A 26333-nucleotide genomic window follows, 5' to 3' on the forward strand; every position below is an offset into this window, starting at 1 on the left:
AAAATTCGACGAATTTTGTAGGCGGGGGCAGCGCCCCCTTCCCCTATTTCGCCAAACGGTCCAGCAACAGCTCAAGCACCTGCTTGTCCGCGGCCTCCAGAGGCGCGGTGCGGCTGCGCCAGAGCGTTGCCTGGCTGCGCAGGATCAACCCGTCGCTCAGGATCTTCAGGTGGTTGGCGCGCAGGGTCTCGCCGGTCGAGGTGATGTCGGCAATCGCCTCGGCGGTCTCGTTCTTGACGGTGCCCTCGGTCGCGCCTTGGCTGTCGACCAGAGTGTAATCGGCCACGCCCGCAGCGGTCAGGAATTCGCGTACCAGCCGATGATACTTGGTGGCGATGCGCAGGCGGTGACCGTGCCGGGCCCGAAACCCTGCCGCCGCCGCATCCAGATCGTCCAGCGTATCCACATCCGCCCAGCAGGCGGGTACAGCGATGATCAGATCGGCCTGGCCAAAGCCAAGCTGGGCCACCTCTTCCAGTTGCTGATCCCAGAGCGGCAGTTTCTCATGCACCAGATCGGTGCCGGTAACGCCCAGATGAATACGCCCCGCCGCCAGTTCGCGCGGGATTTCCCCCGCCGAGAGCAGCACCAGCGACACGCCTTCGATGCCATCGACGCGGCCCGCATATTCGCGGTCCGACCCGGTCCGGCTGAGCGTGATGCCGCGCTTGTCGAACCAGGCAAAGGTCTTTTCCATCAGCCGCCCCTTGGACGGCACCCCAAGCTTCAGGCTCATGTCCGGGCCTCCGTCAGCAAGAGCATCAGGCCGGGGCGCAGCACGCCACCCACTGCCGGAATTTCGGCCCCGTTGCCCAGCCGCCGGGTCAGCGCGTCATAGCGCCCGCCGGTGGCGATAGGCGGCAGGTCGGGCCGCCGCTCGGCATAGAAACCAAAGACGAAACCGTCATAGTATTCCATCGAGGTGCGCCCATAGGAGGCTTCGAAATCGAGCCGGTCCACATCGACCCCGCGCGCCCGCAGGGCGGCGATGCGCGCCTCCAGCCGGTCGAGCGCGGGGGTGATCTGCGGCAGGTCCACCGCGATATCGCGCAGGTGTTCCAGCGCAAAGGGCATGGTCTCGCGCACTGACAACAGCGCGTCGAGCCCGGCCATTTCATTGTCCGAAATGGGTGCGGCGGCGGCATCTGCGCGCAGGACCGCGATCCGCGCCTCGACATCGGCGCGGTCACGCTTGCCGATCTCTGGCGCGCCCCCGGCCAGCGGGTCATCGGCGGCCAGCAGTGCCGCGCGCGCGGGTGGCACCGGTGTCCGGCCTGCATAGCGGTCGAGCAGCGCCCGAAACCGGCGCGGGCGCCAGATATGGCGCATCAGCGCCGCCTTGCGCGGTTCAGTGGTTCTCAGCCCGGCCACGGCGGCCATCAGGATGCCGATATCGCCGGTGGCCGCGCGCAATGCCAGACCGTCGAGCGCCTGGGAGATCAGGGCGAACACCTCGGCATCGGCGGCGGCGGGGTTGGTGCGGTCGAATACCTCATACCCCACCTGGATATATTCATTGGCGCGGTCGGGGTCATGCTCTTGCCGCCGGAACACCTCGCCCGCATAGGTGTAACGGGCCGGTTCGGCGCCGTGTTCCATGTGCTTCTGCACCACCGGCACGGTGAAGTCGGGGCGCAGCATCTGCTCGCCCCTCAGCGCGTCCGAGGTGATATAGGCCCGCGCACGGATATCCTCGCCATAAAGGTCGAGCAGGGTTTCGGCCGGTTGCAGGATCGGCGTTTCCACCGCCTGCGCGCCTGCCGCCTCGAACCGCGCGCGCAGCTGCGCGGCCTGCTCCAGAATACGGGCGCGGGTGATCATCCCACCTGCTCCGCCAGAATCTCGCGCACCTTGGCCACCAGATCGGAACGGGCGACCTCGTATTGGCTGGGGCGCTCCTTCCATTCTTCCAGCGTGGCATTGGCAGCGATCTGCGCGCCCAGGATCAGGTCCTTGATCTGCACCACGCCATTGGCCTTTTCATCGCCGCCTTCGATCACCGCAATGGGCGAGTTGCGCTTGTCGGCATATTTGAGCTGGTTGCCGAAGTTCTTGGGATTGCCGAGGTAAACCTCGGCCCGGATGCCCGCATTGCGCAGCTCGGCCACCATCGCCTGATAGTCGGCCATACGGTCACGATCCATCACCGTCACCACGACGGGGCCATGTTCCACAGCCTGGATGCGGCCCTTTTCGCGCAGGGCCGCCAGCAGGCGGTCAACGCCGATGGAGACGCCCACCGACGGAACGCTTTGCCCGGTAAACCGGGCGACGAGATCGTCATAGCGCCCGCCACCCGCAACCGAGCCGAACTGCCGCTTACGGCCTTTTTCATCAAAGATTTCAAAGGTTAACTCGGCTTCGAAGACGGGGCCGGTGTAATAGCCGAGGCCGCGCACGACGGAGGGGTCGATGACGATGCGGTCAGGGCCGTAGCCTAGGGCAGCAAGAAGATTCGCAATTTCTCTAAGCTCCTGCACACCTGCGCGTCCAATCTCAGAGTTGCCGACCAGTTCATTGAGGTAACCTAGAAGTCTATTCAGCAAAACGCCGTAAGACTCTAAACTATGCTTCAATCCACGCGACTTGTCGGGACCACGTTCGACAGACCATACTCTGAGAAGACGTTGATACTCTTCGGAAGACACATCGGAGAAGCCGTCCATCTCCTTTTCGATCCGGTCAATGACATGCTCCTTCGCCAAAACGAAGTTCAATGCCAACTCGGCCTGATCGTCGCTCAGACCGACACCGTCGATGAAGGCGCCCGAGGCGTCGAGCCGTCCTTTGCCCAACAACTCGCGCACGCCGTCGGCGCCGACCTTGTCGAACTTGTCGATGGTGCGCAGCACCGCGTCGCGCTGGCCCTCGTCGGCCAGGCCCATGGTTTCGAGCACCCCGTTCAGAACCTTGCGGTTGTTCACCCGCACCACATAGTCGCCGCGCGGGATGCCGACGGTTTCCAGCGTGTCGCTGAGCATGGCGCAGATTTCCGCATCGGCGGCCATGGAGGCGCTGCCCACCGTATCCGCATCGCATTGATAAAACTGACGATATCGGCCCGGGCCGGGCTTCTCGTTGCGCCAGACCGGCCCCATCGCATAGCGGCGGTAAGGCGTCGGCAGGTCGTTGCGGTGCTGGGCATAGACGCGCGCCAGCGGTGCGGTCAGGTCATAGCGCAGCGCCATCCAGTCGCCCGCGCCGTCATCCTCGGATTCCTGCCAGGCAAAGACGCCCTCGTTGGGGCGGTCGACATCGGGCAGGAACTTGCCCAGCGCCTCGACCGTCTCGACCGCGCTCGATTCCAGCGCCTCGAAGCCGTAGCGATGATAGACCCCCGCGATGGTGCGCAGCATCTCGGTGCGCTGGGTCACCTCGGCGCCGAAATAGTCGCGAAAGCCCTTAGGCGTCTCGGCCTTGGGGCGGGGCGTTTTCTTGGGCTTGGCCATGACGGGCGTCCTCGGGCGGTCGTTGTTCCGCGCGCGGTCTAGCCCATGGCCCGCCCCGGGGCAAGGCGCAGCACCGCCGCAGAGCGGGTTCAGATATCGGCGAAATCGCCACCGCGCCCCTTGCCCGCGGCAAAGCGGGCGGCCCCGACCCGACCTTCGGCGGCAAAGGTGGCGGTCGAGCGCCATTCGCGGCGCAGCGCGGCGGCCAGCTCCGCGGGTTCCATGCGCGCGGACAGGTGATCGGCCAGCATGCAGGCCTGCGGAAACCGGGTCAGTGCGCGGGCCAGTTCCCGCGCCATGGCCAGCGCCTCCCCCTCGGGGCAGACGCGGTTGGCAAAGCCCAGGGCCAGCGCCTCGTCGGCCTCGACCGCGCGCCCGGTCAGGATCAGGTCGCTGGCCCGCCCCTGGCCCAGCAGGCGCGGCAGGCGCACGGTGCCGCCGTCGATCAGCGGCACGCCCCAGCGGCGGCAGAACACGCCCGTCACCGCGCCCTGGGCCATGACCCGCAGATCGCACCAGGCGGCCAGTTCCATGCCACCCGCCACCGCCGGTCCCTCGATCGCGGCAATCACCGGTTTCGACAGCATCAGGCGTGAGGGGCCCATCGGGCCGGGGCGCGGATCGCCCACGGGGTCGTTCCAACCCGGGGGCAGGTCGAGCGAGGTGATCCAGGCATCCGCCGCGCCGGAACCGGCCGTTTTCAGGTCGAAGCCTGCGCAAAAGGCGCCGCCCGCCCCGGTCAGGATGGCGACGCGCTGGTCGGGATCACCCTCGAAATCCAGAAACGCCTGATACAGCGCGCGCGCCGTGTCGGGATCGACCGCGTTGCGCGCCTCGGGCCGGTTGATGGTGATGGTGGTGACGCCCGGGGCGTTGTCGATGATCACGCTCATGTCTGTTCTCCCTGCCGCAACTGTCGGGCTGTCATGGCGGGGCTGGCAAGCGTGACGTTGCGCCTGTATGGGAGGGGGCACACCACTGTGAAAGGACCGTGACATGACGCATCTCGAAGAACGGATCGCGCATCTGACCCGCACCGTGGATGAATTGAGCGACGTGGTCGCGCGCCAGCAGGACGAGATCGACCGGCTGACCCGGCGGGTCGCGATGCTATGGCAGCGCGAGGCCGACCGCGCGCAAGAGGGCAGCGGCGGCGTGATCCTGGGCGACGAGCGCCCGCCGCATTACTGAGCCTCGCGTCGGGTCACAGCGGGGCGGTTCCGTCCTCTTTCACCAGATGGCAGGCAACGCGCTGACCGCCGGCAACCGTGCGCAACTCTGGCTCGGCCTCGCGACATTGCGGTTGCGCCACCGGGCAGCGATTGGCGAACCGGCACCCGGGCGGCAGGTTCACAGGGTCGGGCGGGTCGCCCGGGATCAGGATGCGCCGCGTCGCCGCCCGCCGCGCCTTGTCGACCGAGGGCACCGCAGAGAGCAGCGCCGCCGTATAGGGATGCAGCGGGTTGTTGAACAGGCTCAGCCGGGGGCCATGTTCGACGATCCGGCCCATATACATCACCGCGATGGAATCGCACATGTGCTGGACCACGCCCAGATCGTGGCTGATGAAGAGATAGGTCAGCCCGAATTCCTTTTGCAGCCGCCGGAGCAGATTGAGAATCTGCGCCTGAACCGCCACGTCCAGCGCCGAAACCGGCTCGTCGCAGATGATCAGTTCGGGCCGGGTCGCCAGCGCCCGGGCGATGCCGATGCGTTGCCGCTGTCCACCCGAAAACTGATGCGGGAACAGCCGTTTCTGCTCGGGCCGCAGACCGACCTGAACGAACAGCTCGTCTATCACCTTTTGCTGTTCATCGCGCGGCATGTCGGTGAGGCTTAGCAGTGGTTCGCGCACCACGTCCTCGGCCCGCTGGCGCGGGTTGAGGCTGGAATAGGGGTCCTGAAAGATGAACTGCACCTTGCGGCGGACCTGGCGCAGGGCCTCGCCCTCAAGCCCCAGGATATCGGCACCGTCCAGCTCGACCCGGCCGGAATGAGCCGCCACCAGCCGCGCCACCGCCAGCGCAGTGGTGGTCTTGCCCGAGCCGCTCTCGCCCACGATGGCCAGCGTCTCGCCCCGCGCCAGCGCAAAGCTGACGCCGTCGACCGCGTCCAGGAACTGTTTGCGGCCAAAGACGCCGCCACGGCGCACCGCGAAACGAACGGTCAGGTTTTCGACGTCGAGAAGGGGCCGGTCGGTCATTTACAGCGTCTCCGCATGCCAGCAATCGGCCAGCTGTCCGTTGTCAAACGCCATTGCCGGGGGGCGCTGGCGCAGGCATTGCTCGGTCCGATAGGCGCAGCGCGAGGCAAAGAGGCAACGATCCTGCCCGAATTCGCGCAGGCCAGGCACGATACCGGGCACCTCGGTCAGGTCGGGGCGGTCCTCGGTCAGGGTCGCCATGATATGGGGCACACACGAGATCAGCCCCTTGGTATAGGGGTGGCGCGGATGCTCGATGATCTGGTCCACCGGCCCGATCTCGGCATTTCGCCCGGCATACATGACGATCATCCGTTCGGCCATTTCCGCCACCGCCCCCATGTCATGGGTGATCAGGATGATCGAGGTGCCGGTGTCGCGCCGCAGATCGCGCAGCAGGTCAAAGATCTGCGCCTGCACCGTCACGTCCAGCGCGGTGGTCGGCTCGTCCGCGATCAGGATCTTGGGACGGCAGGCCAGCGCCATGGCGATCATCACCCGCTGGCGCTGTCCGCCCGACATCTGGAACGGGTAGTCGCCCGCCCGCGCCCGCGCGTTGGGTATGCGCACCGCGTCCAGCAGGTCGGCTGCCATGTCACGGGCGGCGCGGGCCGACAGGCCCTGATGGGCGCGCAGCACCTCGGCGATCTGCTCGCCCACCGTATAGACCGGGTTGAGTGAAGTCATCGGCTCCTGAAAGATCATCGAGATCTCGTTGCCGCGAATGTCGCGCAACCGGCTGTCGCTGGCCGCGGTCAGGTCCTCGCCCTCGAACAGGATGCGGCCCGAGGCGACGCGGCCCACCCCCTCGGGCAAGAGCCCCATGATCGCCAGCGCTGTCATCGACTTGCCGCAGCCGCTTTCGCCGACAAAGCTGATATTCTCGCCATGCCCCAACTCAAAGGACAGGTTGTCGATCACCGGCGCCACGCCCGCGCGGGTGGTCAGCTCGATCCGCAGGTTTTCGACCTTGAGCAGTGCTTCGGTCATCAGCGCGCCCTCAGTTTCGGGTTGAGCGCATCGTTGAGCCCATCGCCCACCAGCGAGATGCACAGAACGGTGACAAAGATCGCCACGCCCGGAATGGTCACGGTAAAGCTGGCATCCAGGAAATAGGTCCGGTTCGAACCGATGATCTGACCCCAGCTGACCACGTTGGGATCGGTGAGGCCAAGGAAGGACAGCCCCGCCTCGAACAGGATGGCAGATCCCACCATCAGCGCCGATTGCACGATGATCGGCGGCAGCGCGTTGGGCAGGATCACCCGGAACATCAGCTTGGCGTTTTTTGCACCCGAGGCGCGGCTGGCGGTGACATATTCCAGCTCGCGGATGCGCAGGAACTCGGCCCGGGTGATGCGCGCCACGGCGGTCCAGCTGACCACGCCGATGGCAAAGGTGATCATCGGCAGCGAGGCCCCGAACAGCGCCACGATCACCATCGAGAACAACAGCGTCGGCAGCACCTGAAAGAACTCGGTAAAGCGCATCAGCGCCTCTTCGACCCAGCCGCGATAGAACCCGGCCAGCGCCCCCACCGTGACGCCGATGAAGATCGAGACAAAGGCGGCGGACAGGCCAATGATGATCGACACCCGCGCGCCGCTGATGATCATCGCCAGCAGGTCCCGGCCCAGGTAATCGGTGCCCAGGATGAAATCCCAGTTCTCGCCGGGCCGGGTGAAGGGGGCCCAGACCATGTCATAGGGATCGCGGCCATACAGCGCCGGACCGATCACCGCCAGCACGCAGATCAGCACCAGCAGCACCAGCGCCACCAGCGCGGCATGGTTGCGGCGGAACATCTCCCAGGCCTCGGTAAAGGGATGGCGGGCCTGTTCCGGGGCCTCTTCAGGCAGGGTCACGGGTTCGCTCATCTCTTGCCCCCCACGCGCGGATCGACCAGGCGCAGGGCCAGATCGGTCAGCAGGTTGCCCACGATCACCACCAGCGCCGAAAAGAACAGGATGCCCAGGATCAGCGGCGTGTCGCGGGCCAGGATCGACTGAAAGGCCAGCGTGCCCAAACCCGGCCAGGAAAACACGGTTTCCACCAGAACGGCACCCGACACGACGGCCGAAAGTTGCAGCCCCGCCAGCGTGATCACCGGCGACAGCGCGTTTTTCAACGCGTGTTTATAGACCACCTGACGCGGGCTCAGCCCCTTGGCCTTGGCGGTGCGCACATAGTCCGAGCCCAGAACCTCCATCATCGCGGCACGCGACAGGCGCGAATAGAGCGCCAGAAAGATCGAGGCCAGCGTCAGCATCGGCAAGACCAGGTGATGGGCGATATCCAGCGCCTGTACGAAAAAGCCGCCTTCGATGGTGACATCGCGCATGCCGGCCACCGGGAACAGCGGCAGCATCAACGAGAACACCACCAGCATCAGCAACCCGGTCCAGAACACCGGTGCCGAATAGCCGAACAGCGCCAGGAAGGTCACGAAATGGCTGAGGATGCCATTGGGCTTGCGGGCCGAGAACACGCCCAGCACTACCCCCAACACCAGCGCCAGCAGCTGCGCCGAGATCACCAGAAGCAGTGTCGCCGGCAGGCGGCTGAGGATCAGGTTGGTGACCTTGTCGCTGTAGAAATAGGAATAACCCAGATCGAATTGCAGCACATTGCCGATATAGCGGCCAAGCTGCACCAGGAACGGCTGATCCAGCCCGTATTCGCGCCGGATCTGCTCCAATGCCTCGGCGTCGATGCCGCCTGCCGCCTGGGCGATGGTATCGGCCACATCCCCCGGCGCCGCGTGCATCAGCGAAAAGTTCAGCACCAGAACCGCGATCAGCAGGATCGCCGCGTAGAGGATACGTATCAGGGTGACGCGCAGAAAGTTCACCAGAGGACCCCGCCATTCGGAATTGCCCCGGCGGACCAGTGCCGCCGGGGTCGGTGTCGCGGTCGCGTTACTCTTTCAGCCAGACCTGATCGAGCGGCGACGACGTGGACCAGATGCCGTTCACCGGCGCGTTCATCACCTTGTTGGAATAGACCGTGTGATAAGGCAGCGTCTGGATGAAGTAGATCGGCACCTCGTCATTCACGATGCTCTGGAACTCGGCATAAAGCGCCTTGCGCTTCTCGGGGTCGTTCTCCTTGCCGGCCATGTCCAGCAACTCGTCCACCCGGGCGTTGGAATAACCCTGGGTGTTCGACCAGACGCCCTTGGCGATGTTCGAGCTGAGATAGGTGCGGTGCACCCCGATCGACGGGTCACCCCAGTTGAACACGGCGTCCCAGCTGAGATCGAAATCCATCGTGCCCATGCGCTTGGCCCAGGTCGGGAAATCGGCGCTGGCGCGGACCTCGACATTGATGCCCACCTTTTTCAATGCGGCGCGCACATATTCCACATGCGGCTTGGCCGAGGGCCAGCCATAGTCGATGGTGACCGCGAACCGCTCGTCCCCCTTCATCGGGAAGCCCGCCTCGTCCAGCAGGGCGTTGGCCTTGTCCAGATCCAGCGCATAGGTGTTGACGTCTGCGTTGTAGAACGGGCTGTCGGGGTGGATACCGGTATTGGAATCCTGCACCGTGCCCTGCATCAGCGCGTTCTGGATGAAGTTCTTGTCGATCGCATAGGCGATGGCCTGGCGCACCCGCTTGTCGGCCAGCGGACCCTTGGTCGTGTTGATCGCCAGCCAGTCCAGCGCGCCGATGGCGCCGTAACCGGTGGGCGTGACGGTCAGGTGATCGACCTTCTTCAGCCGGTTGATGATCAGCGGCTCGCTTTCAAAGGCACCGAAATCCAGCTCGCCATTTTCATAGGCGATGGCGCGGGCGGAACTGTCGGTGATGATCCGCATCACAATCTTGTCCAGATACGGGCGCCCCTCGATGAAAAAGTCGTCGAACCGCTCAAGGATGACATGCTCGCCGTTCTTGTATTCGGCCAACTTGAAGGGACCCGATCCCACCACGTCCTCGATATTGCGGGGATGGGTCTTGAAGTCCTGCCCATCGCCATAGATGTGCTCGGGGATGATCGACATCAGCTGACCCGACATGGCCAGCATCAGGCCCGGATGCGGATGGGACAGGTTCAGCACCGCCGTATGGTCGTCCGGCGTGTCGACCGAGGTGACCGGTGCGAACATGGATTTGAACGGATGCGCCTCCTGGATCACCTTGACCGAAAAGGCGATATCGGACGAGGTGATCGGATGGCCGTCGTGAAACACCGCGTTCTTGACCAGATTGAGCGTGACCTTGAGACCGTCGGCCGAAACCTCCCAGCTTTCGGCCAGATAGGGCTGCGGCGTCCAGCTGTCGTCATAGCGCAGCGGCGAGGCAAAGAGCTGGGCGCCCGGAAAACCGGTGACGATCCCCGACTGCACCGCCGAATTGAGGGTGCGCAGGTTGCTGCCAAGCTGGGTCTTGAGCGTGCCGCCCTGACGTGGCTCCTCGGCGGATGCGGTGGTTCCGACCAGAACAGACGCGACGGCAGTCGCGGCAATCAGGCCCTTGAACAGATGCTTCACGGGGTAGTCCTCCTGGTTGGGTCTTTTGTTATGGAATCGACCGTAGCCGACCCATTCGGACCAAAAAACAGGATTAATTATGCCTCATTCTCACATTTTTCTGGGGAATGGCGGGGTTGGCTGGCGCGGGCAGCGCACCACGAGATCCTCGAACACTCCGCGATCCCTCAACTCGGTACAGCTTTGCACGAAGGCGCGCACCATCCGGGTTTGTTGTGCGCCGTCCATGGTCGCGATGCCAAAAACCGGGCTGAGCGGTGCATCGCTGATCGGCACGATGCGATAGCGCGACTCGCTTTCGCGATAATCGACCGGCCGGATGTTGAGCAGCGAGAACCCGAAGCCTCCCGCCACCAGCGCGCGCACAATCTCGGACGAACGGGTGGAATGGGCGATGTTGGGCGACAGGCCCAGCGCCTCGAACATGCCGACGAAATAATCGCGCGTATGCGGCAGGTCGAGCATCACCATCGGCCGGGTCGCCAATTCGGCAAAGGTCGTGCTGGACTGACCCGCCAGCGGATCATCGACCGAGACCATCGCATAGGGCGGCGCCTCGAACAGCGGCTCGAAATGGCAGCGGTCGCTCAGCACCTGGGAATAGGTAAAGGCGACATCGGCCTCACCCTCGTCCAGGAATTCCATGATCCGGGCCATGTTCCCTTCGAGCAGCTGGATCGAGAGATCGGGAAACCCCTCGGTGATCGCGCGCAGGACAGGCGGCAGGAACGAGGGGGCGGCGGTGGCATAACAGGCGATGCGGACCGTGCCGCGCGTGAGCCCGCCCAGCGAGCTCAGTTCCTCTTCGAACTGGTGCGACTGGTGGATGAACCGGCGGATCAGGCCCAGCGCGTCGCGCCCCGACGCGGTGGCGCGGATGCCGCGCGCCGGGGTGCGCACGAACAGGTCGAAGCCCAGCCCACTTTCCAGCGCGTCGATGGCCGCGGTGATCGAACTTTGCGAGATGTTCAGCTCTTCAGCCGCCTTGGCAATCGACCCCGACCGGTCCGCCGCCTCGACATAACGCAACTGTTTCAGGGTAAAGTTCAACATAGGCTTCCCCTAAAAATCCGATCTTAGCCCCCAGTTAATTCCATTTTTTCAACGAAAGAAAGCACCCTAAGCTCAGAGCGTCAGACAGGGAGGGCCCCATGGCCGAGACGATCATCTATGCCGCCCGCAAAATCATCACCATGGCCCCCTCTCGCCCCGAGGTGAGCCATGTGGCAGTGCGCGACGGACGTATCCTGGGCATCGGCACGCTCGAGGAGCTGGCCAGTTGGGGCGACTATCGTCAGGACGACCGTTTTGCCGGCAAGGTGCTGATGCCCGGCTTTGTCGAGGGGCATGCCCACACGATGGAGGGCACACTCTGGCGCAATGTCTATGTCGGCTGGTTCGACCGCATGGACCCTGATGGCCGGGTCTGGTCCGGATTGAAATCCATCGACGCGGTGGTGGACCGGCTGCGCGAGGCAGAGGCCCAGATGACCGACCCCGAAGCGCCTCTGGCGGCCTGGGCGCTGGACCCGATCTATATGGAGAACCGCCGGGTCACCCGGCAGGAGCTCGACCAGGTTTCGACCACCCGGCCCATCGGCATCCTGCACGCCTCGGGCCATATCATGAACGTCAACACCCGCGCGCTGGAACTGGCAGGGCTGATGAAACCCGGCGTGAACCATCCCGGCATCCCGCTGGGCGAGGACGGGCTGCCCCTTGGCCCGCTCTACGGCCCCGACGCGATGACACCGGTGGGGCCGCATGTGGGGTTCGACCGGGCGCTTACCGATTGTGACGAACGGGGCCTGCGCGACTATGGCAAGCTTTGCGTGCGGGCGGGGGTGACCACCTGCACCGACCTGGCCGCCCGCCTGACCGATGACAGCGTCGACATGATGCTCAGGGTCACCGCCGAGGACGACTATCCCGCCTGTATCGTGCCGCTGCGCGTGTTCTTTGGCATGAGCGCCGAGGAAATCGTGGACTATTGCGTTTCACTCAAGCCGCGCTCGACCGAGCGGTTGCGACTGGGGCGGATCAAGGCCGTGGCCGATGGCTCGATCCAGGGGTTTTCCGCCCGGCTGCGCTGGCCCGGCTATTACAACGGCGCGCCCAACGGGCTATGGTACACCGCGCCCGAGCAGATGTCCGAGCTATATCACAGGGCGCTGGCTGCCGGGGTGCAGGTGCATACCCATACCAATGGCGATCAGGCCACCCAGATGGCGCTGGACATGCTGGAACCCGCGCTCAAGGCGCATCCCAGCCCCGACCACCGCTTTACCCTGCAACATTGCCAGATGGCCGACGCGGCGCAGTTCCGCAAGATGCGCAGCCTGGGCATGAATGTGAACCTGTTTGCCAACCACCATTTCTATTGGGGGGACGAGCATTACCGGCTGACCGTCGGACCGGAACGCGCCTGCCGGATGAATGCCTGCCGCACCGCGCTGGATACCGGCGTGCCCATGGCCATCCACTCGGACGCGCCGGTCACCCCGCTGGGGCCGCTCTTTACCGCCTGGGCGGCGGTCAACCGGATCACCGCCTCGGGCCGGGTGCAGGGCGAAGAGGAGCGGATCAGCGTTGCCGAGGCGCTTTATGCGATCACCCTGGGCGCGGCCTATACCCTGCATATGGATGGCGAGGTCGGCTCGATCGAGGTGGGCAAGCGGGCCGATTTCGCGGTGCTCGACAGCGACCCGACCCAGGCCGATCCGATGGCGCTCAAGAATATCGGGGTCTGGGGCACGGTTCAGGGTGGGCGCGTCTTTCCAGCCGCGGCGCTCTGATGGCGCCGCTTCCGGTCACCGTCATCGGCGGCTATCTGGGCGCAGGCAAGACGACGCTGGTCAATCACCTGTTGCGCCATGCGGCTGGGCGGCGACTGGCGGTGCTGGTCAACGAATTCGGCGACCTGCCCATCGACGCCGACCTGATCGAAGCCGAAGAGGACGGCATGATCTCGATCGCGGGGGGCTGCATCTGCTGTTCCTTCGGCAGTGACCTGATCGGCGCACTTGGCGATCTGGCCGCGATGGAACCGCGTCCCGACCATATCCTGGTAGAGAGCTCGGGCGTGGCGATCCCCGGCGCCATCGTGTCGACCATGCTGCTGGCCGAAGGTATCCGATCCGACGGGATCGTGGTGGTGGTGGACGGCGAGACCGTGCGCCAGCGCGCACTGGACGATTATGTCGGCGACACCATCACCCGGCAGCTTTCGGATGCCGAGATCGTGGTGGTGAACAAGACAGACCTGCTGGCGCCTGCGGCTCAAACCGAGTTGATGGCCTGGCTGGCCGAAGCCGCCCCCGGCGCGATTGCCATCCCGGCCGAACGCGGCCGGGTGGCGCCCGGCGCGCTGCTGGGCGTGCTGCCCGCCCCCGGCACGGGCCAGCCCGCTGACCATTCCGACCGCCTGTTTGACAGTCTGGTCTTGGCCCCGGAGGGTGGCCAGCCGATCGAGCGACTGGCCCGCGAGCTGGCCACCGGCCCCCATGGGGTGATCCGCGCCAAAGGGTATCTGCGCGATGTCGACGGGGCGTTGTGGCTGATCCAGACCGTGGGCCGCCGGTGGGAGGTCACCGCAGCCCAAGGCCCGCATGAAACGGGCCTTGTCTGCATCGGTTTTCGCGACCTGTTGGACCGTAGCGGCCTGACCGCGCTGGTCGGGGCCACGGTCTGACACGGCTCACATCTCTTCGACGTCCACCACCCCGTCGAGCGATTTGAGCGCGCCCTTGATCTGCGGGTTCAGGGGAAACTCCTGCCCCAGATCCATCTCGACCTCGCCGGGCAGGCCCGGATCCATCAGGCAGAGCTGCACCGGTCCGCGCGCCGCATTGCGGGCGGCCTGCGCCGCCTCGGCCAGGATGTGGGCCACCGTCTCGACCGCGCCGGCGCTGTCCATGAACACCCGCAGGCCGGTGGCGCCCGCCTCGGCCACCACCGCATCGGCGGGGCCGACCGAACGCGCCAAGAGCTTGAGCTGATCGGCCTCCATCGTCGCCTCGGCGGTCAGCACCACATGGGACCCGGTTTCGAGGAACTCGCGGCTTTTCTCCAGCACGTCCGAGAACAGCGTGACCTCGAACGCGCCGGTCGGGTCGGACATCTGGGCAAAGGCAAAGCGGTTGCCACGGGCGGATTTGCGCTCCTGCCACCCGGCGACGACGCCGGCCATCTTGGCCAGCACCGGGCCCGAGCGCGCCTGTTCGGTGACCTCGTCCAGCGTCAGCACGCCCTTGCGTTTCAGCGAGAGCATGTAGTCGTCGAGCGGGTGACCCGAGAGGTAGAAGCCGATGGCCTTGAACTCTTCGGAAAGGCGCTCGGCGGGCAGCCAGTCGGGGGCCTGCGCCAGACGCGGTTCGGGCAGGTCGTCACCTGCCTCGCCAAAGAGCGAGACCTGGTTGGAGCTTTTCTGTTCGAAGATCGCGCCGGAATAGGCCATCAGCGACTCGATACTGTCAAAGACGCGGCGGCGGTTGGGATCGAGTTGGTCAAAGGCCCCGGCGCGCGCCATCATCTCGAGCGGGCGCTTGCCGACCTTCTTCAGGTCGACCCGACGGGCCACGTCGAAGAGATTGACGAAGGGTTTGCTGCCGCGCCCCTCGACCACCAGGCGCATCGCCTCGACGCCCACGTTCTTGAGCGCGCCCAGCGCATAGACCAACTCTCCGTTCACCACGTCGAACGTGGCCTGAGACCGGTTCACGCAGGGCGGCACATAGGGCAGGCCCAGCCCCTTGCGGACCTCCTCGAAATAGACCGCCAGCTTGTCGGTCAGGTGGATATCGCAGTTCATGACACCCGCCATGAACTCCACCGGGTGGTTGGCCTTGAGCCAGGCTGTCTGATAGCTGACCACCGCATAGGCCGCCGCGTGCGACTTGTTGAAACCGTAGTTGGCGAATTTTTCCAGGAGGTCGAACACCTCGGAGGCCTTCTTGGCATCGACGCCGTTCTCTGCCGCGCCCTTTTCGAACTTGGGCCGCTCGGCGTCCATCGCCTCCTTGATCTTCTTGCCCATGGCCCGGCGCAGCAGGTCGGCGCCGCCCAGGCTGTAGCCCGCCATGACCTGCGCGATCTGCATCACCTGTTCCTGATAGACGATGATACCCTGCGTTTCCTCAAGGATATGGTCGATCAGCGGATGCACCGAAGTGATCTCGCGCAGCCCGTTCTTCACCTCGCAATAGACCGGGATATTCTCCATCGGACCCGGACGATAAAGCGCCACGAGGGCCACGATATCCTCGATACAGGTGGGCTTCATGCGCTTGAGCGCATCCATCATGCCCGAGCTTTCCACCTGGAACACCGCAACCGTCTTGGCCGCGGAATAGAGTTTATATGTCGGTTCATCCTCCAGCGGGATGGCGTTGATCTGGTTCTCGGCCCCCTCGGCGGGCTCATAAAGCTGCCGCCCGTCGGCGGCCACATGCAGCGGGCGCCCCGACTTGAAGATCAGATCCATCGCATTCTGGATCACGGTCAGGGTCTTCAGGCCGAGAAAGTCGAACTTGACCAGCCCGGCCTGTTCCACCCATTTCATGTTGAACTGGGTCGCCGGCATGTCGGAACGCGGATCCTGATAGAGCGGCACCAGCGCGTCCAGCGGCCGGTCGCCGATCACCACGCCGGCGGCATGGGTCGAGGCGTTTCTGAGCAACCCCTCGACCTGCTGGCCATAGGTCAGCAGGCGGTCGACAACCTCCTCGTTGCGGGCCTCTTCACGCAAGCGCGGCTCGTCTTTCAGCGCCTTTTCGATACTGACGGGTTTCACACCTTCGACCGGGATCATCTTGGACAGGCGGTCCACCTGGCCATAAGGCATCTGCAACACCCGCCCGATGTCGCGCACCGCAGCCTTGGACAGCAGCGCACCAAAGGTGATGATCTGCCCCACCTTGTCGCGGCCGTATTTCTCCTGCACGTAGCGGATCACCTCTTCGCGCCGGTCCATGCAGAAGTCGATATCGAAGTCGGGCATCGACACCCGTTCAGGGTTGAGAAAGCGTTCAAACAGCAGCGAATAGCGCAGCGGATCAAGGTCGGTGATGGTTAGCGCATAGGCCACCAGCGAGCCCGCGCCGGAACCCCGTCCCGGCCCCACCGGAATGTCATGATCCTTGGCCCATTTGATGAAGTCGGCCACGATCAGGAAGTAGCCGGGAAAGCCCATCCCCTCGATGATATCCAACTCGAAATCGAGCCGTTTCTGATAGTCCTCGGGGCTGACCGCATGCGGGATCACGGCCAGTCGCGCCTGTAGACCCTCATTGGCCTGGCGCCGCAGTTCCACAACCTCGTCATCGGCGAATTTCGGCAGGATCGGGTCGCGCCGATAGGCCATGAAGGCACAACGCCGCGCGATCTCGACGGTGTTCTCGATCGCTTCGGGCAGGTCGGCGAACAGGGTCGCCATTTCCTGCGGCGATTTCAGGTAATGCTGCGCGGTCAGGCGGCGGCGGCCCTCGGCCTGGTCCACATAGGCGCCGTCGGCGATGCAGATCAGCGCATCATGCGCCTCGTACATACCGGCCTCGGGGAAATAGACGTCATTGGTGGCTACCAGCGGCAGACCCTTGGCATAAGCCATTTCCACATGGCCGCGTTCGGTCAGGCGCTCTGCCTCGGGCGCGCCATCCTCTCCCGGATGGCGCTGCAACTCGATATAAAGCCGGTCCGGAAAGATCGCCGCAAGCCGATCCACCAGCGCCTCGGCCGCCGGGCGCTGGCCCTGTTGCAACAGGCGCCCGACCGGACCGTCCGGCCCGCCGCTGAGACAGATGAGCCCGGCGCCCAGCGCCTCCAGTTCCTCCAGCGTGACCTGCGGCAGTTGCCCGCCCTTGTCCACGTAGAGGCAGCTGTTCAGCTTCATCAAGTTCTCATACCCGGCCTCGGTCTGTGCCAGCAGGACCAGCGGCGCCGGTGGCTTCGGCTTTTCGCCGGGCATCGTTTCGACATAGGCCAGATCCATCTGGCATCCGATGATCGGCTGAATACCCGCCCCGCTGGCTGCGACCGAAAACTCCAGCGCCGCAAACAGGTTGTTGGTATCGGTCACCGCCACTGCCGGCATGCCCATTTTCTCGCAGAGCGCAGGCAATTTCTTGAGCCGAACCGCGCCTTCGAGGAGCGAGTATTCGGTGTGAAGACGAAGATGGATGAATCGGGGATCACTGCTCATGGGCGCGACGATAGGCGATCCGGTTCAGGGGCGCCACGGCGGATGCTCTGCAACTGGCAAAAAGCCCGATTGCAGGGGACAACCGAATGACTTGGCTCGATGACTGGGTTGTCTTTGTCACCCTTGTCGCCCTGGCTGTGTTCCCCCGTCTTGCGCTGGCGAGGGGGCCGCGGGGTCGTTCGCGCACCGATCCTGGGCGCGTTGAAACGCCGGGGCACCCCCTGACGATGGCGCTCGGGATATTGGCCATTTTCATCGGCCTGCATCGACGCGCCACGTTGCTCTGACACGGCGGCAAGGTCGGAAACTACCGTCAATCTCCCAAACAGCCAGAGATGATTATTCGTCAAAACCTGAAGGTCTTTCAAAGTCATTTTCCAGCCACCTTGGCAAATAGATGATTCAAATGAGTAAATTTTAGCGCCGCGGCCCCCTCTTGCGACAAGTTGTCGAAAATTGCTGCATTGCAGATTGAGTTTTTCTTGCCAGACAACGGTTCCGGTTTCTAACCTTCCTGTCAGACAACAGCCCGGCCCCTTTCTACGTCGCATCGAAGGTGGGCAGCCATGGGCCAACAGGGTAACGCGACCGGTTTCACAGGATGGACATCTCGTTTCTTCTGAATGGAGAGACAGTCACGCTGGCAGGGGTCGACCCCACGGCGACACTGCTCGATTGGCTGCGCGAGGCACGCGGATTGACCGGCACCAAGGAAGGCTGCAACGAGGGCGATTGCGGCGCCTGCACCGTGGCCGTCAGCGATGCCGATGGCACCCGCGCGCTGAACGCCTGCATCCTGTTCTTGCCGCAGCTTCATGGCAAGGCGGTGCGCACGGTCGAGGGGCTGGGCGGCAGCCACCCGGTGCAACAGGCCATGGTCACCCATCACGGCAGTCAGTGCGGTTTCTGCACCCCGGGCTTCGTGATGTCGATGGTTGCGGGCCATGCCGAGGGCGCCACCGATCACGACACGCAACTGGCCGGCAATCTCTGCCGCTGCACCGGCTATGCCCCGATCATCCGCGCCGCCCGCGCGGTCGAGGAGGCGCCCAAGCCTGATTGGCTCGCCACGGATCGCGCCTTCATTTCGCCGGAAATACTCCGGGGGGAGGCCGCAGGCCGGGGGGCAGAGCCCCCCTTTTCCAATGCGCCAGTTGCCCAAGAGGCAATGGCGCGTGGGGCAGAGCCCCCCTCTTCCAATGCGCCAGTTGCCCAAGAGGCAATGGCGGGTGGGGCAGAGCCCCCCTCTTCCCCAATATCCTCCGATGAACTCGCGGCCCTCTACGAAGCCCATCCCGATGCCACGCTGATCGCCGGGGCGACGGATGTGGGCCTCTGGGTCACCAAGCAGCTGCGCGACCTGCCCAAGGTCATTTTCCTTTCCGGCTGCGCCGATCTGAAAGGAATCGAGATCACCGATACCCATGTGCGCCTGGGCGCCATGGTCGACATGAACCGGATGCGCGACGCTGTCGCCCCCCTGCACCCGTCCTATGGCGAGATGATCCGCCGCTATGCCAGCGTGCAGGTGCGCAATGCCGCCACCCTTGGCGGCAATATCGCCAATGGCTCGCCCATCGGCGACAACCCGCCCGCGCTGATCGCGCTGGGGGCGACCCTGCATCTGCGCAAGGGCGACACGCGCCGCGACCTGCCGCTCGAGGCATTCTTCATCGACTACGGCAAGCAGGACCGCGCGCCGGGCGAATTTGTCGAGGCGGTGAGTTTCCCGCGCCAGCCCGACCGGCTGAAATGCTATAAACTCAGCAAGCGCTTCGATCAGGATATCTCGGCCGTTTGCGGCTGTTTCAACATCACCGTCGAGGGTGGCACCGTCACTGCGGCCTGCATCGCCTTTGGCGGTATGGCGGGCATCCCGAAACGCGCCCGCGCGGTCGAGGCGGCGCTGATCGGCCAGCCCTGGACGCAAGAGGTTGTTAACGCGGCCCTGCCAGAGTTCGAGGCCGATTTCACCCCGATGTCGGACATGCGCGCCTCGGCCCGCTACCGGATGGAGACCGCCAAGGCGATGCTGCGCCGCTATTTCGCCGAGGATCAGGGCCAGTTGACCAATGTGCTGGAGGTACGGGCATGAGCGTCGCCAAACCCCTGCCGCATGACGCGGCACCGCTGCATGTCGCCGGTACCGCCCGCTATGTCGATGACATCCCCACCCCGCGCGACACGCTGCATCTCGCCTTTGGCCTGAGCACGATCGCTAAGGGGCGGGTCACCGCGATGAACCTCGATGAGGTGAAGAGCGCCCCCGGCGTGGTGATGGTGATGACGGCCGACGACCTGCCCTTTGCCAACGATGTCTCGCCCTCGGCCCATGACGAGCCGCTGTTGTCGGACGGCACCGTTCATTATGTGGGCCAGCCGCTTTTCGTAGTGGTGGCCACCAGCCATCTGGCCGCGCGCAAGGCGGCGCGGCTGGCGCGGATCGACTATGCCGAGGAACCCGCGATCCTGACCATCGAACAGGCGCTGGCGGCCGACAGCCGGTTCGAGGACGGGCCGCGCATCTATGAAAAGGGCGATGCCGAGGCGGCGATTGCCGGGGCGGCCCATGTGATCGAAGGCACGTTCGAGCTGGGCGGGCAGGAGCATTTCTATCTCGAAGGTCAGGCCGCGCTGGCCCTGCCCGGCGAGGGCGGCGACATGCTGGTGCACAGTTCCACCCAGCACCCGACCGAGATCCAGCACAAGGTGGCCGAGGCCTTGGGCGTGCCGATGCACGCCGTCCGGGTCGAGACCCGCCGCATGGGCGGCGGCTTTGGCGGCAAGGAAAGCCAGGGCAACGCGCTGGCGGTGGCCTGCGCCGTGGCGGCCCGCGCCAGCGGGCGCGCCTGCAAGATGCGCTATGACCGCGACGACGACATGGTGATCACCGGCAAGCGCCATGCCTTTCGCATCGCCTATCGTGCCGGGTTCGACACCGAGGGCCGGATTCAGGGCGTCTCCTTCCTGCATCACGCGATCTGCGGCTGGGCGCAGGACCTGTCGCTGCCGGTCGCGGACCGGGCGATGCTGCATGCGGACAATGCCTATCTGCTGCCCAACGCGCGGATCGAAAGCCACCGGCTGAAGACCAATACCCAATCCGCCACCGCCTATCGCGGGTTTGGCGGGCCGCAGGGGATGGTCGGGATCGAGCGGGTCATGGACCACGCCGCGCATGTGCTGGGGATCGACCCGGTCGAGTTGCGGCAGCGGAATTACTATGCGGCACCGGTGGGGGGCCCTGCCCCCCGGCCTTCGGCCTCCCCCCGGGGTATTTCCGGCGGAATGAAGGAGAATACCACGCCCTATGGGCAGGTGGTCGAGGATTTCGAACTGCACGGGATGACCGAGGCGCTGCTGGCGTCGTCGGATTACGCCGCGCGCAAGGCGGCGGTGGCGGCGTGGAACGCGGCCAATCCGATCGTCAAGCGGGGCATCGCCTTTTCGCCGGTGAAGTTCGGCATTTCGTTCACCCTGACCCATCTGAACCAGGCGGGTGCGCTGGTGCATGTCTATCAGGACGGCTCCGTGCATCTGAACCATGGCGGCACCGAGATGGGCCAGGGCCTGTTCCAGAAGGTGGCGCAGGTGGCGGCAAGCCGGTTCGGCATTCCGCTGGAGATGGTGAAGATCACCGCCACCGATACCGCCAAGGTGCCCAATACCTCGGCCACGGCGGCCTCGTCGGGGTCGGACCTGAACGGCATGGCGGTGAAGGCCGCCTGTGACACCATCCGCGACCGGATGGCGGCCTATCTGGCCGAGCGGCATCAGGCGGAGGTCGCCTCGGTCCGGTTCGGGAATGGGCAGGTCGAGGTGGGCGAGGCGCGGTACAGTTTCGCCGAGGCGGCGGCGCTGGCCTATCAGGGGCGGATCAGCCTGTCGGCCACCGGGTTCTACAAGACGCCCAAGATCGAATGGGACCGGATCCAGGGACGTGGGCGGCCGTTCTACTATTTTGCCTATGGCGCCTCGGTGACCGAGGTGGCGGTGGACACGCTGACCGGCGAATACCGCATCCTGCGCGCGGACATCCTGCATGATGCGGGGGCCTCGCTGAACCCCGATCTGGATATCGGCCAGGTCGAGGGCGGCTATGTGCAAGGCGCGGGCTGGCTGACCACCGAAGAGCTGGTCTGGGACGACAAGGGTCGGCTCAGGACGCATGCGCCCTCGACCTACAAGATCCCGGCCTGTTCTGACCGGCCCGAAGTGTTCAACGTGGCGCTGTGGGACGGGCAAAACCGAGAGGACACGATCTATCGGTCGAAGGCGGTGGGCGAGCCGCCTTTTATGCTGGGCATCTCGGCCTGGCTGGCCTTGTCCGATGCGGTTGCCTCCTGTGGCGATGCCTATCCAGCGCTAAACGCGCCTGCGACGGCGGAGGAGGTCTGGAAAGGCATCCGGAGGCTTGGCGATGGCGTTTGATCTGGAGGGGTTGCGCGCAGCGGTGGCCGCACATGGGCGAGTGACCCGGGTGGTGATCGCGGCGATCAGGGGATCGTCCCCGCGCGAGGTGGGTGCGGCGATGCTGGTCTGGCAAGACGGCCAGTCGGGCACGATCGGTGGCGGAGCCTTGGAGTTTCAGGCGGCAGAGGCGGCGCGCGCCGGGCGGCTTGGGCTGAGCCGGCATGCGCTGGGGCCGGAGCTGGGCCAGTGCTGCGGCGGGGCGGTGACGCTGTTGACGGAGAGCTGGGACGCGGCGCGGATTGACACGGTCGATGGCACGGTGGTCGCGCGGCCCGCGCTGCCGTTTTCCGGCACGGAAAACGGACCGGAAACCTTGCAGGTTTCCGGCGCGCCTCTCACGGTCAAGCGCCTGCTCGCGCAGGCGCGCGGACAGGGGGTGCCGCCAGAACCTCAACTGATTGACGACTGGATGGTCGAGCCTGTCCTGCAACCCTCCCGGCAACTGTGGGTCTGGGGTGCCGGCCATGTCGGCCGGGCGCTGGTGAATGCGCTGTCCCCGTTGCCCGACTTCGCCATCACCTGGGTCGATACCGCGCCCGAACGGTTTCCCGAAACGATACCCGGCGGGGTTACCCGTCTCCCCGCGACGCGGCCCGCCGATCTGGTTCCCTATGCGCCGAAAGAGGCCGAACATCTGATCCTGACCTATTCCCATGAACTGGACTTGGAACTCTGCAACCGGTTGCTGCGACATGATTTTACCTTTGCCGGGCTGATCGGCTCGGCTACCAAATGGGCACGATTCCGGTCGCGGCTGGCCGCGCTTGGCCACACGCCGCAACAGATCGACCGTATCACTTGTCCCATCGGCGATCCCGCCCTGGGCAAACATCCCGCATGCATCGCCATCGGCGTTGCCGCCCGGCTGTTGCGTCCGGAGCAAAGCGGCATCACAAGGAAGGAGCTCAGCGCGTGAGCACACCACTTCTGAGCATCAAGGGCCTGACCAAGGCCTATCCCGGCGTTGTCGCCAACGACAATGTCAGTTTCGACATTGGCGAAGGCGAGGTGCATGCCCTGCTGGGCGAGAACGGCGCGGGCAAGTCCACGCTGGTCAAGATGATCTATGGGCTGGTCAAGCCCGACAGCGGCAGCATGACCCTGCGCGGCGCGCCTTATGCCCCGCCCGAGCCGCGCGCGGCGCGCGCCGACGGGATTGCCATGGTGTTCCAGCATTTCTCGCTGTTCGACGCGTTGAACGTGGCCGAGAACATCGCGCTGGGGATGGAGAACCCGCCCGCGATGGGCGATCTGGCCGCGCGCATCCGCGCAGTGAGCGAGACCTATGGCCTGCCGCTTGATCCGTTCCGCACGGTGGGTGACCTGAGCGCGGGCGAGCGGCAGCGGGTCGAGATCATCCGCTGTCTGCTCCAGGACCCCAAGCTGTTGATCATGGACGAGCCGACCAGCGTGCTGACGCCGCAGGAGGTGGAGATCCTGTTCCAGACGCTGCAAAAACTGCGGTCCGAGGGCACCTCGATCCTCTATATCAGCCATAAGCTGGAGGAAATCCGCACGCTTTGCGACCACGCGACCATCCTGCGGCTGGGCAAGAACGTGGGCGAATGCACCCCGCGCGAGACCTCGGCCCGCGACATGGCCGAAATGATGGTGGGCACGGCGCTGAAGTCGCCGGAACGGTCGGGCCGTGAATTTGGCGAGATCGCGCTTGATATCTCGGGCCTGTCGGTGCCCTCACCCAGCGAATTCGGCACCTCGCTGAAGAACGTCCATATGACGGTGCGCAAGGGCGAGGTTCTGGGCATCGGCGGGGTTGCGGGCAACGGGCAGGACGAGTTGCTTGCGGTTTTGTCGGGCGAGATCCTGACGGCGGCGGACGCGGTCAAAAAGGATGGCCAGCCGGTGGGCCGGCTGGGTCCGGTGGCGCGGCGGCGGCTGGGCCTGCTGACGGCACCCGAGGAGCGGCTGGGCCATGCGGCGGCGCCGAACATGAGCCTGACGGAAAACGCGCTGCTCACCGGATCGGTGCGCGAGGGGCTGGAAAGCAACGGGTTCCTGAAATGGGCCGAAACGCAGGCATTCGCCGAGCGGATCATCAAGGAATTCGACGTGCGCACGCCGGGGCCGGAAAACGCGGCGCGCTCGCTGTCGGGCGGCAACCTGCAAAAATTCGTCATCGGGCGCGAGGTGTTGCAGAACCCTGACGTGCTGGTGGTGAACCAGCCCACATGGGGTGTGGATGCATCGGCGGCCGCCGCGATCCGGCAGGCGCTCTTGGATCTGGCGGCCAAGGGTACGGCGGTGGTCTGCATCAGCCAGGACCTGGACGAGCTGATGGAAATCTCGGACACGTTCGCGGCGCTGAACGAAGGGCGGCTGAGCGCGCCGCGCACCACTGTCGGTCTGACCGTGGACGAGATCGGCCTGATGATGGGCGGTGCCCACGGAATGGAGGTGGCGCATGTGTGACATTTCCCCCCACAACAAGAAAAACAGGGAGACGCGCGCATGATCGTGCTGGAGAAACGTCCGCAGCCTTCGCGCACTTGGTCGATGGCAACGCCGCTGGTGGCGGTGCTGGCGACAATGATCTGCGGCGGGCTGCTGTTCGCGGTACTGGGCAAGAACCCGGTCGAGGCGATCGGCACCATCTTTTGGGAGCCACTGTTTGGTGAATATGCGTTCTACTATCGCCCGCAATTGCTGGTGAAGGGCGCGCCGCTGGTGCTGATCGCCATCGGCCTCTCGTTGGGTTTTCGTGCGGGCATCTGGAACATCGGCGCCGAGGGACAGTATATCATGGGCGCCATCGTCGGCGCCGGTGTCGGTCTGGCCTTCTACCCGATGGAGGCCTTCTATATCTTTCCCCTGATGGTACTCGCGGGCGCTTTTGGCGGCTGGGTCTGGGCAATGATCCCTGCTTTCCTCAAGGTTCGGTTCGGCACCAACGAGATCCTGGTCTCGCTGATGCTGGTCTATGTGGCCGAGCAATTCCTTGCCTCGATGTCGCTGGGCCTTCTGAAGAACCCCGAAGGCTTCGGCTTTCCCGGCTCGCGCAACCTGCAATCCTATGCCAGCGCTCATAACGCCGAACTGATCGAGGGATCGGGGATGCATTGGGGCGTGGTGGCGGCGTTTGTCGCGGTGATATTTGCCTATGTGCTGCTCAACCGGCACATGACTGGGTTCCACATCCGCCTGACCGGCGAGGCGCCGCGCGCGGCGCGGTTCGCGGGCGTGAAACCTGCCCGGCTGATCCTGTTCTGCCTGGGCATGTCCGGCGCGCTGGCCGGGCTGGCGGGGCTGTTCGAGGTCTCGGGCCCATCGGGCCAGATCAGTATCGATTTCAACGTGGGCTATGGCTTTACCGCGATCATCGTGGCCTTTCTGGGCCGGTTGCATCCCGTGGGCATCCTGCTGGCCGGGGGGCTGATGGCGCTGACCTATATCGGCGGCGAGATCGCACAGGGCAGCCTGGGCCTGCCTGCCGCCGCGATCCAGGTGTTCCAGGGGATGCTCTTGTTCTTCCTGCTGGCGCTGGATCTGTTGACCAATTACCGCATCCGTGCGGCCCGCAAAGAGGTGGCGTGAACCATGGACCTGTCTGCAATCAATCCCGTCCTGCTGGTGGCCTCTCTCATGGTCGCGGCAACCCCTCTCTTGCTGGCCGCCATCGGTGAGCTGGTGGTAGAAAAGGCCGGTGTCCTGAACCTCGGTGTCGAGGGCATGATGATCACCGGCGCCATCTGCGGCTTTGCCATCTCGGTCGAGACCGGCTCGCCCTGGCTGGGCTTCATCGCCGCCGCCATCGGGGGGGCCATCCTGTCGCTGCTCTTTGTGCTGATGACCCAGGTGGCGCTGGCCAACCAGGTCGCCAGCGGTCTGGCGCTGACGCTGTTCGGCCTGGGGCTGAGCGCGCTGATGGGCCAGTCTTATGTGGGGATCAAACCGCCCGCGATGGGGCGGCTCGACCTGCCGGTGCTGAGCGATCTGCCCGTGGTGGGGCCAATCCTGTTCAGCCATGACCCGATCCTCTATCTGGGCATCCTGCTGACCGGCGCGGTCTGGTGGGTTCTGAAATACAGCCGCGCGGGCCTGATCCTGCGCGCGGTGGGCGAAAACCACGATGCCGCCCATGCGCTGGGCTACAAGGTGATCCGCATCCGCGTTCTGGCGATCCTGTTCGGCGGCGCCTGCGCGGGGCTGGGCGGCGCCTATATCAGCCTGATCCGGGTGCCCCAGTGGACCGAAGGCATGACTGCCGGTGTCGGCTGGATCGCGCTGGCTCTGGTGGTGTTTGCCAGCTGGAAACCCTGGCGCGCTTTGCTGGGTGCCTATCTTTTTGGCGGCGTCACCGTGGTCCAGCTGAACCTTCAGGCGGCGGGCGTTGCCATCCCGGTCGAGTATCTGGCAATGTCGCCCTATCTCATCACGATCCTTGTGCTTGTGATCCTTTCCGCGGACAAGAGCGGTGCGCCTGCCGCACTTGGACGCAGCTTCCACGCCTCTCATTGACGAGGGGCCAACCACAACGAAACTGCTAACGAACCATAAAG

The 26333-nt window shown here is 65.0% G+C and carries 21 protein-coding genes; 9 read left to right on the plus strand and 12 right to left on the minus strand.

What is annotated here, in order from left to right; genetic code table 11:
- Positions 1–43 precede the first annotated feature (43 nt).
- The 4 genes from hisG to AC2FNY_RS04500 form a co-directional block, all read right to left on the minus strand.
- Positions 44–736: an ATP phosphoribosyltransferase gene (gene hisG, locus AC2FNY_RS04485; protein ID WP_234162713.1), complete on the minus strand. Its 693-nt coding sequence runs from the start codon at positions 734–736 to the stop codon at positions 44–46.
- Positions 733–1821 carry an ATP phosphoribosyltransferase regulatory subunit gene (locus tag AC2FNY_RS04490; protein WP_496801752.1) on the minus strand — a complete coding sequence of 363 codons (1089 nt, stop codon included), beginning with the start codon at positions 1819–1821 and terminating at the stop codon, positions 733–735. Before AC2FNY_RS04490 ends, hisG begins: the two co-directional genes overlap by 4 nt.
- Positions 1818–3449 carry a histidine--tRNA ligase gene (hisS, locus tag AC2FNY_RS04495; protein ID WP_496801753.1) on the minus strand — a complete coding sequence of 544 codons (1632 nt, stop codon included), beginning with the start codon at positions 3447–3449 and terminating at the stop codon, positions 1818–1820. Before hisS ends, AC2FNY_RS04490 begins: the two co-directional genes overlap by 4 nt.
- 89 nt (positions 3450–3538) lie before the next feature.
- Entirely contained in the window at positions 3539–4342 is an 804-nt protein-coding gene (locus tag AC2FNY_RS04500; RefSeq protein ID WP_496801754.1) for a crotonase/enoyl-CoA hydratase family protein, read from the minus strand.
- A 103-nt stretch (positions 4343–4445) separates the two neighbouring features.
- On the opposite strand from AC2FNY_RS04500, the gene AC2FNY_RS04505 reads away from it, so the two are divergent.
- Positions 4446–4640: a SlyX family protein gene (locus AC2FNY_RS04505; protein ID WP_234137513.1), complete on the plus strand. Its 195-nt coding sequence runs from the start codon at positions 4446–4448 to the stop codon at positions 4638–4640.
- A gap of 13 nt (positions 4641–4653) precedes the next feature.
- On the opposite strand, the gene AC2FNY_RS04510 is transcribed toward AC2FNY_RS04505, so the two are convergent.
- From AC2FNY_RS04510 to AC2FNY_RS04535, 6 genes are all read right to left on the minus strand, one after another.
- A complete protein-coding gene (locus AC2FNY_RS04510) occupies positions 4654–5652 on the minus strand; it encodes an ABC transporter ATP-binding protein (RefSeq protein WP_234137512.1) in 999 nt (332 codons plus the stop codon).
- Positions 5653–6642, minus strand: a complete 990-nt coding sequence (locus tag AC2FNY_RS04515) for an ABC transporter ATP-binding protein (RefSeq protein WP_234137511.1) — start codon at positions 6640–6642, stop codon at positions 5653–5655.
- Positions 6642–7529, minus strand: a complete 888-nt coding sequence (locus AC2FNY_RS04520) for an ABC transporter permease (protein ID WP_496801755.1) — start codon at positions 7527–7529, stop codon at positions 6642–6644. The genes AC2FNY_RS04515 and AC2FNY_RS04520 overlap by 1 nt, the downstream gene beginning before the upstream one ends.
- Positions 7526–8503, minus strand: a complete 978-nt coding sequence (locus AC2FNY_RS04525; RefSeq protein WP_496801756.1) for an ABC transporter permease — start codon at positions 8501–8503, stop codon at positions 7526–7528. Before AC2FNY_RS04525 ends, AC2FNY_RS04520 begins: the two co-directional genes overlap by 4 nt.
- Before the next feature lie 67 nt (positions 8504–8570).
- Positions 8571–10145: an ABC transporter substrate-binding protein gene (locus AC2FNY_RS04530; RefSeq protein ID WP_234142887.1), complete on the minus strand. Its 1575-nt coding sequence runs from the start codon at positions 10143–10145 to the stop codon at positions 8571–8573.
- Between the two features lie 90 nt (positions 10146–10235).
- Positions 10236–11198, minus strand: coding sequence for a LysR family transcriptional regulator (locus tag AC2FNY_RS04535; protein WP_234137507.1), 963 nt, complete (start codon positions 11196–11198; stop codon positions 10236–10238).
- Between the two features lie 98 nt (positions 11199–11296).
- Here AC2FNY_RS04535 and AC2FNY_RS04540 point away from each other — a divergent pair, with 98 nt between their 5' ends.
- Positions 11297–12940 carry an amidohydrolase gene (locus AC2FNY_RS04540; RefSeq protein WP_496801757.1) on the plus strand — a complete coding sequence of 548 codons (1644 nt, stop codon included), beginning with the start codon at positions 11297–11299 and terminating at the stop codon, positions 12938–12940.
- The gene (locus AC2FNY_RS04545; protein WP_496801758.1) at positions 12940–13836 is read left to right on the plus strand and encodes a CobW family GTP-binding protein; all 897 of its coding nucleotides are present in this window, start codon (positions 12940–12942) and stop codon (positions 13834–13836) included. The genes AC2FNY_RS04540 and AC2FNY_RS04545 overlap by 1 nt, the downstream gene beginning before the upstream one ends.
- A 6-nt stretch (positions 13837–13842) precedes the next feature.
- Here AC2FNY_RS04545 and dnaE read toward each other — a convergent pair whose 3' ends face one another.
- Together dnaE and AC2FNY_RS04555 are read right to left on the minus strand one after the other, a co-directional pair.
- The gene (gene dnaE / locus AC2FNY_RS04550) at positions 13843–17343 is read right to left on the minus strand and encodes a DNA polymerase III subunit alpha (protein WP_496801759.1); all 3501 of its coding nucleotides are present in this window, start codon (positions 17341–17343) and stop codon (positions 13843–13845) included.
- Complete coding sequence (locus tag AC2FNY_RS04555; protein WP_496801760.1) at positions 17340–17717, minus strand: hypothetical protein; 378 nt, start codon at positions 17715–17717, stop codon at positions 17340–17342. Before AC2FNY_RS04555 ends, dnaE begins: the two co-directional genes overlap by 4 nt.
- 227 nt (positions 17718–17944) lie before the next feature.
- Here AC2FNY_RS04555 and xdhA point away from each other — a divergent pair, with 227 nt between their 5' ends.
- Genes xdhA through AC2FNY_RS04585 form a run of 6 tightly spaced genes read left to right on the plus strand, consistent with a single transcriptional unit; the run spans position 17945 to position 26292 of the window.
- The gene (gene xdhA / locus AC2FNY_RS04560) at positions 17945–19438 is read left to right on the plus strand and encodes a xanthine dehydrogenase small subunit (protein ID WP_496801761.1); all 1494 of its coding nucleotides are present in this window, start codon (positions 17945–17947) and stop codon (positions 19436–19438) included.
- Positions 19435–21774, plus strand: coding sequence for a xanthine dehydrogenase molybdopterin binding subunit (gene xdhB / locus AC2FNY_RS04565; protein WP_496801762.1), 2340 nt, complete (start codon positions 19435–19437; stop codon positions 21772–21774). Before xdhA ends, xdhB begins: the two co-directional genes overlap by 4 nt.
- Entirely contained in the window at positions 21764–22732 is a 969-nt protein-coding gene (gene xdhC / locus AC2FNY_RS04570) for a xanthine dehydrogenase accessory protein XdhC (protein ID WP_496801763.1), read from the plus strand. Before xdhB ends, xdhC begins: the two co-directional genes overlap by 11 nt.
- Positions 22729–24246, plus strand: a complete 1518-nt coding sequence (locus AC2FNY_RS04575) for an ABC transporter ATP-binding protein (protein ID WP_496801764.1) — start codon at positions 22729–22731, stop codon at positions 24244–24246. The genes xdhC and AC2FNY_RS04575 overlap by 4 nt, the downstream gene beginning before the upstream one ends.
- Before the next feature lie 39 nt (positions 24247–24285).
- Positions 24286–25368 (plus strand): ABC transporter permease, encoded by a 1083-nt coding sequence (locus AC2FNY_RS04580; protein WP_234137498.1) that lies wholly within the window; start codon positions 24286–24288, stop codon positions 25366–25368.
- Between the two features lie 3 nt (positions 25369–25371).
- Positions 25372–26292 carry an ABC transporter permease gene (locus AC2FNY_RS04585; protein WP_234137497.1) on the plus strand — a complete coding sequence of 307 codons (921 nt, stop codon included), beginning with the start codon at positions 25372–25374 and terminating at the stop codon, positions 26290–26292.
- Positions 26293–26333: the final 41 nt, after the last annotated feature.

The organism is Ruegeria sp. BHSC223, from assembly GCF_059613025.1.

Bases quoted from the DNA above. Each gene is read 5' to 3' on its own strand.
- AC2FNY_RS04520 (WP_496801755.1), bottom strand. From the start codon at position 7,529: ATGAGCGAACCCGTGACCCTGCCTGAAGAGGCCCCGGAACAGGCCCGC.
- AC2FNY_RS04515 (WP_234137511.1), bottom strand. From the start codon at position 6,642: ATGACCGAAGCACTGCTCAAGGTCGAAAACCTGCGGATCGAGCTGACC.
- xdhB (WP_496801762.1), top strand. From the start codon at position 19,435: ATGAGCGTCGCCAAACCCCTGCCGCATGACGCGGCACCGCTGCATGTC.
- AC2FNY_RS04500 (WP_496801754.1), bottom strand. From the start codon at position 4,342: ATGAGCGTGATCATCGACAACGCCCCGGGCGTCACCACCATCACCATC.
- AC2FNY_RS04555 (WP_496801760.1), bottom strand. From the start codon at position 17,717: ATGACTTTGAAAGACCTTCAGGTTTTGACGAATAATCATCTCTGGCTG.
- xdhA (WP_496801761.1), top strand. From the start codon at position 17,945: ATGGACATCTCGTTTCTTCTGAATGGAGAGACAGTCACGCTGGCAGGG.
- AC2FNY_RS04505 (WP_234137513.1), top strand. From the start codon at position 4,446: ATGACGCATCTCGAAGAACGGATCGCGCATCTGACCCGCACCGTGGAT.
- AC2FNY_RS04490 (WP_496801752.1), bottom strand. From the start codon at position 1,821: ATGATCACCCGCGCCCGTATTCTGGAGCAGGCCGCGCAGCTGCGCGCG.
- xdhC (WP_496801763.1), top strand. From the start codon at position 21,764: ATGGCGTTTGATCTGGAGGGGTTGCGCGCAGCGGTGGCCGCACATGGG.
- AC2FNY_RS04585 (WP_234137497.1), top strand. From the start codon at position 25,372: ATGGACCTGTCTGCAATCAATCCCGTCCTGCTGGTGGCCTCTCTCATG.
- AC2FNY_RS04540 (WP_496801757.1), top strand. From the start codon at position 11,297: ATGGCCGAGACGATCATCTATGCCGCCCGCAAAATCATCACCATGGCC.
- AC2FNY_RS04545 (WP_496801758.1), top strand. From the start codon at position 12,940: ATGGCGCCGCTTCCGGTCACCGTCATCGGCGGCTATCTGGGCGCAGGC.
- AC2FNY_RS04510 (WP_234137512.1), bottom strand. From the start codon at position 5,652: ATGACCGACCGGCCCCTTCTCGACGTCGAAAACCTGACCGTTCGTTTC.
- hisS (WP_496801753.1), bottom strand. From the start codon at position 3,449: ATGGCCAAGCCCAAGAAAACGCCCCGCCCCAAGGCCGAGACGCCTAAG.
- dnaE (WP_496801759.1), bottom strand. From the start codon at position 17,343: ATGAGCAGTGATCCCCGATTCATCCATCTTCGTCTTCACACCGAATAC.
- hisG (WP_234162713.1), bottom strand. From the start codon at position 736: ATGAGCCTGAAGCTTGGGGTGCCGTCCAAGGGGCGGCTGATGGAAAAG.
- AC2FNY_RS04580 (WP_234137498.1), top strand. From the start codon at position 24,286: ATGATCGTGCTGGAGAAACGTCCGCAGCCTTCGCGCACTTGGTCGATG.
- AC2FNY_RS04535 (WP_234137507.1), bottom strand. From the start codon at position 11,198: ATGTTGAACTTTACCCTGAAACAGTTGCGTTATGTCGAGGCGGCGGAC.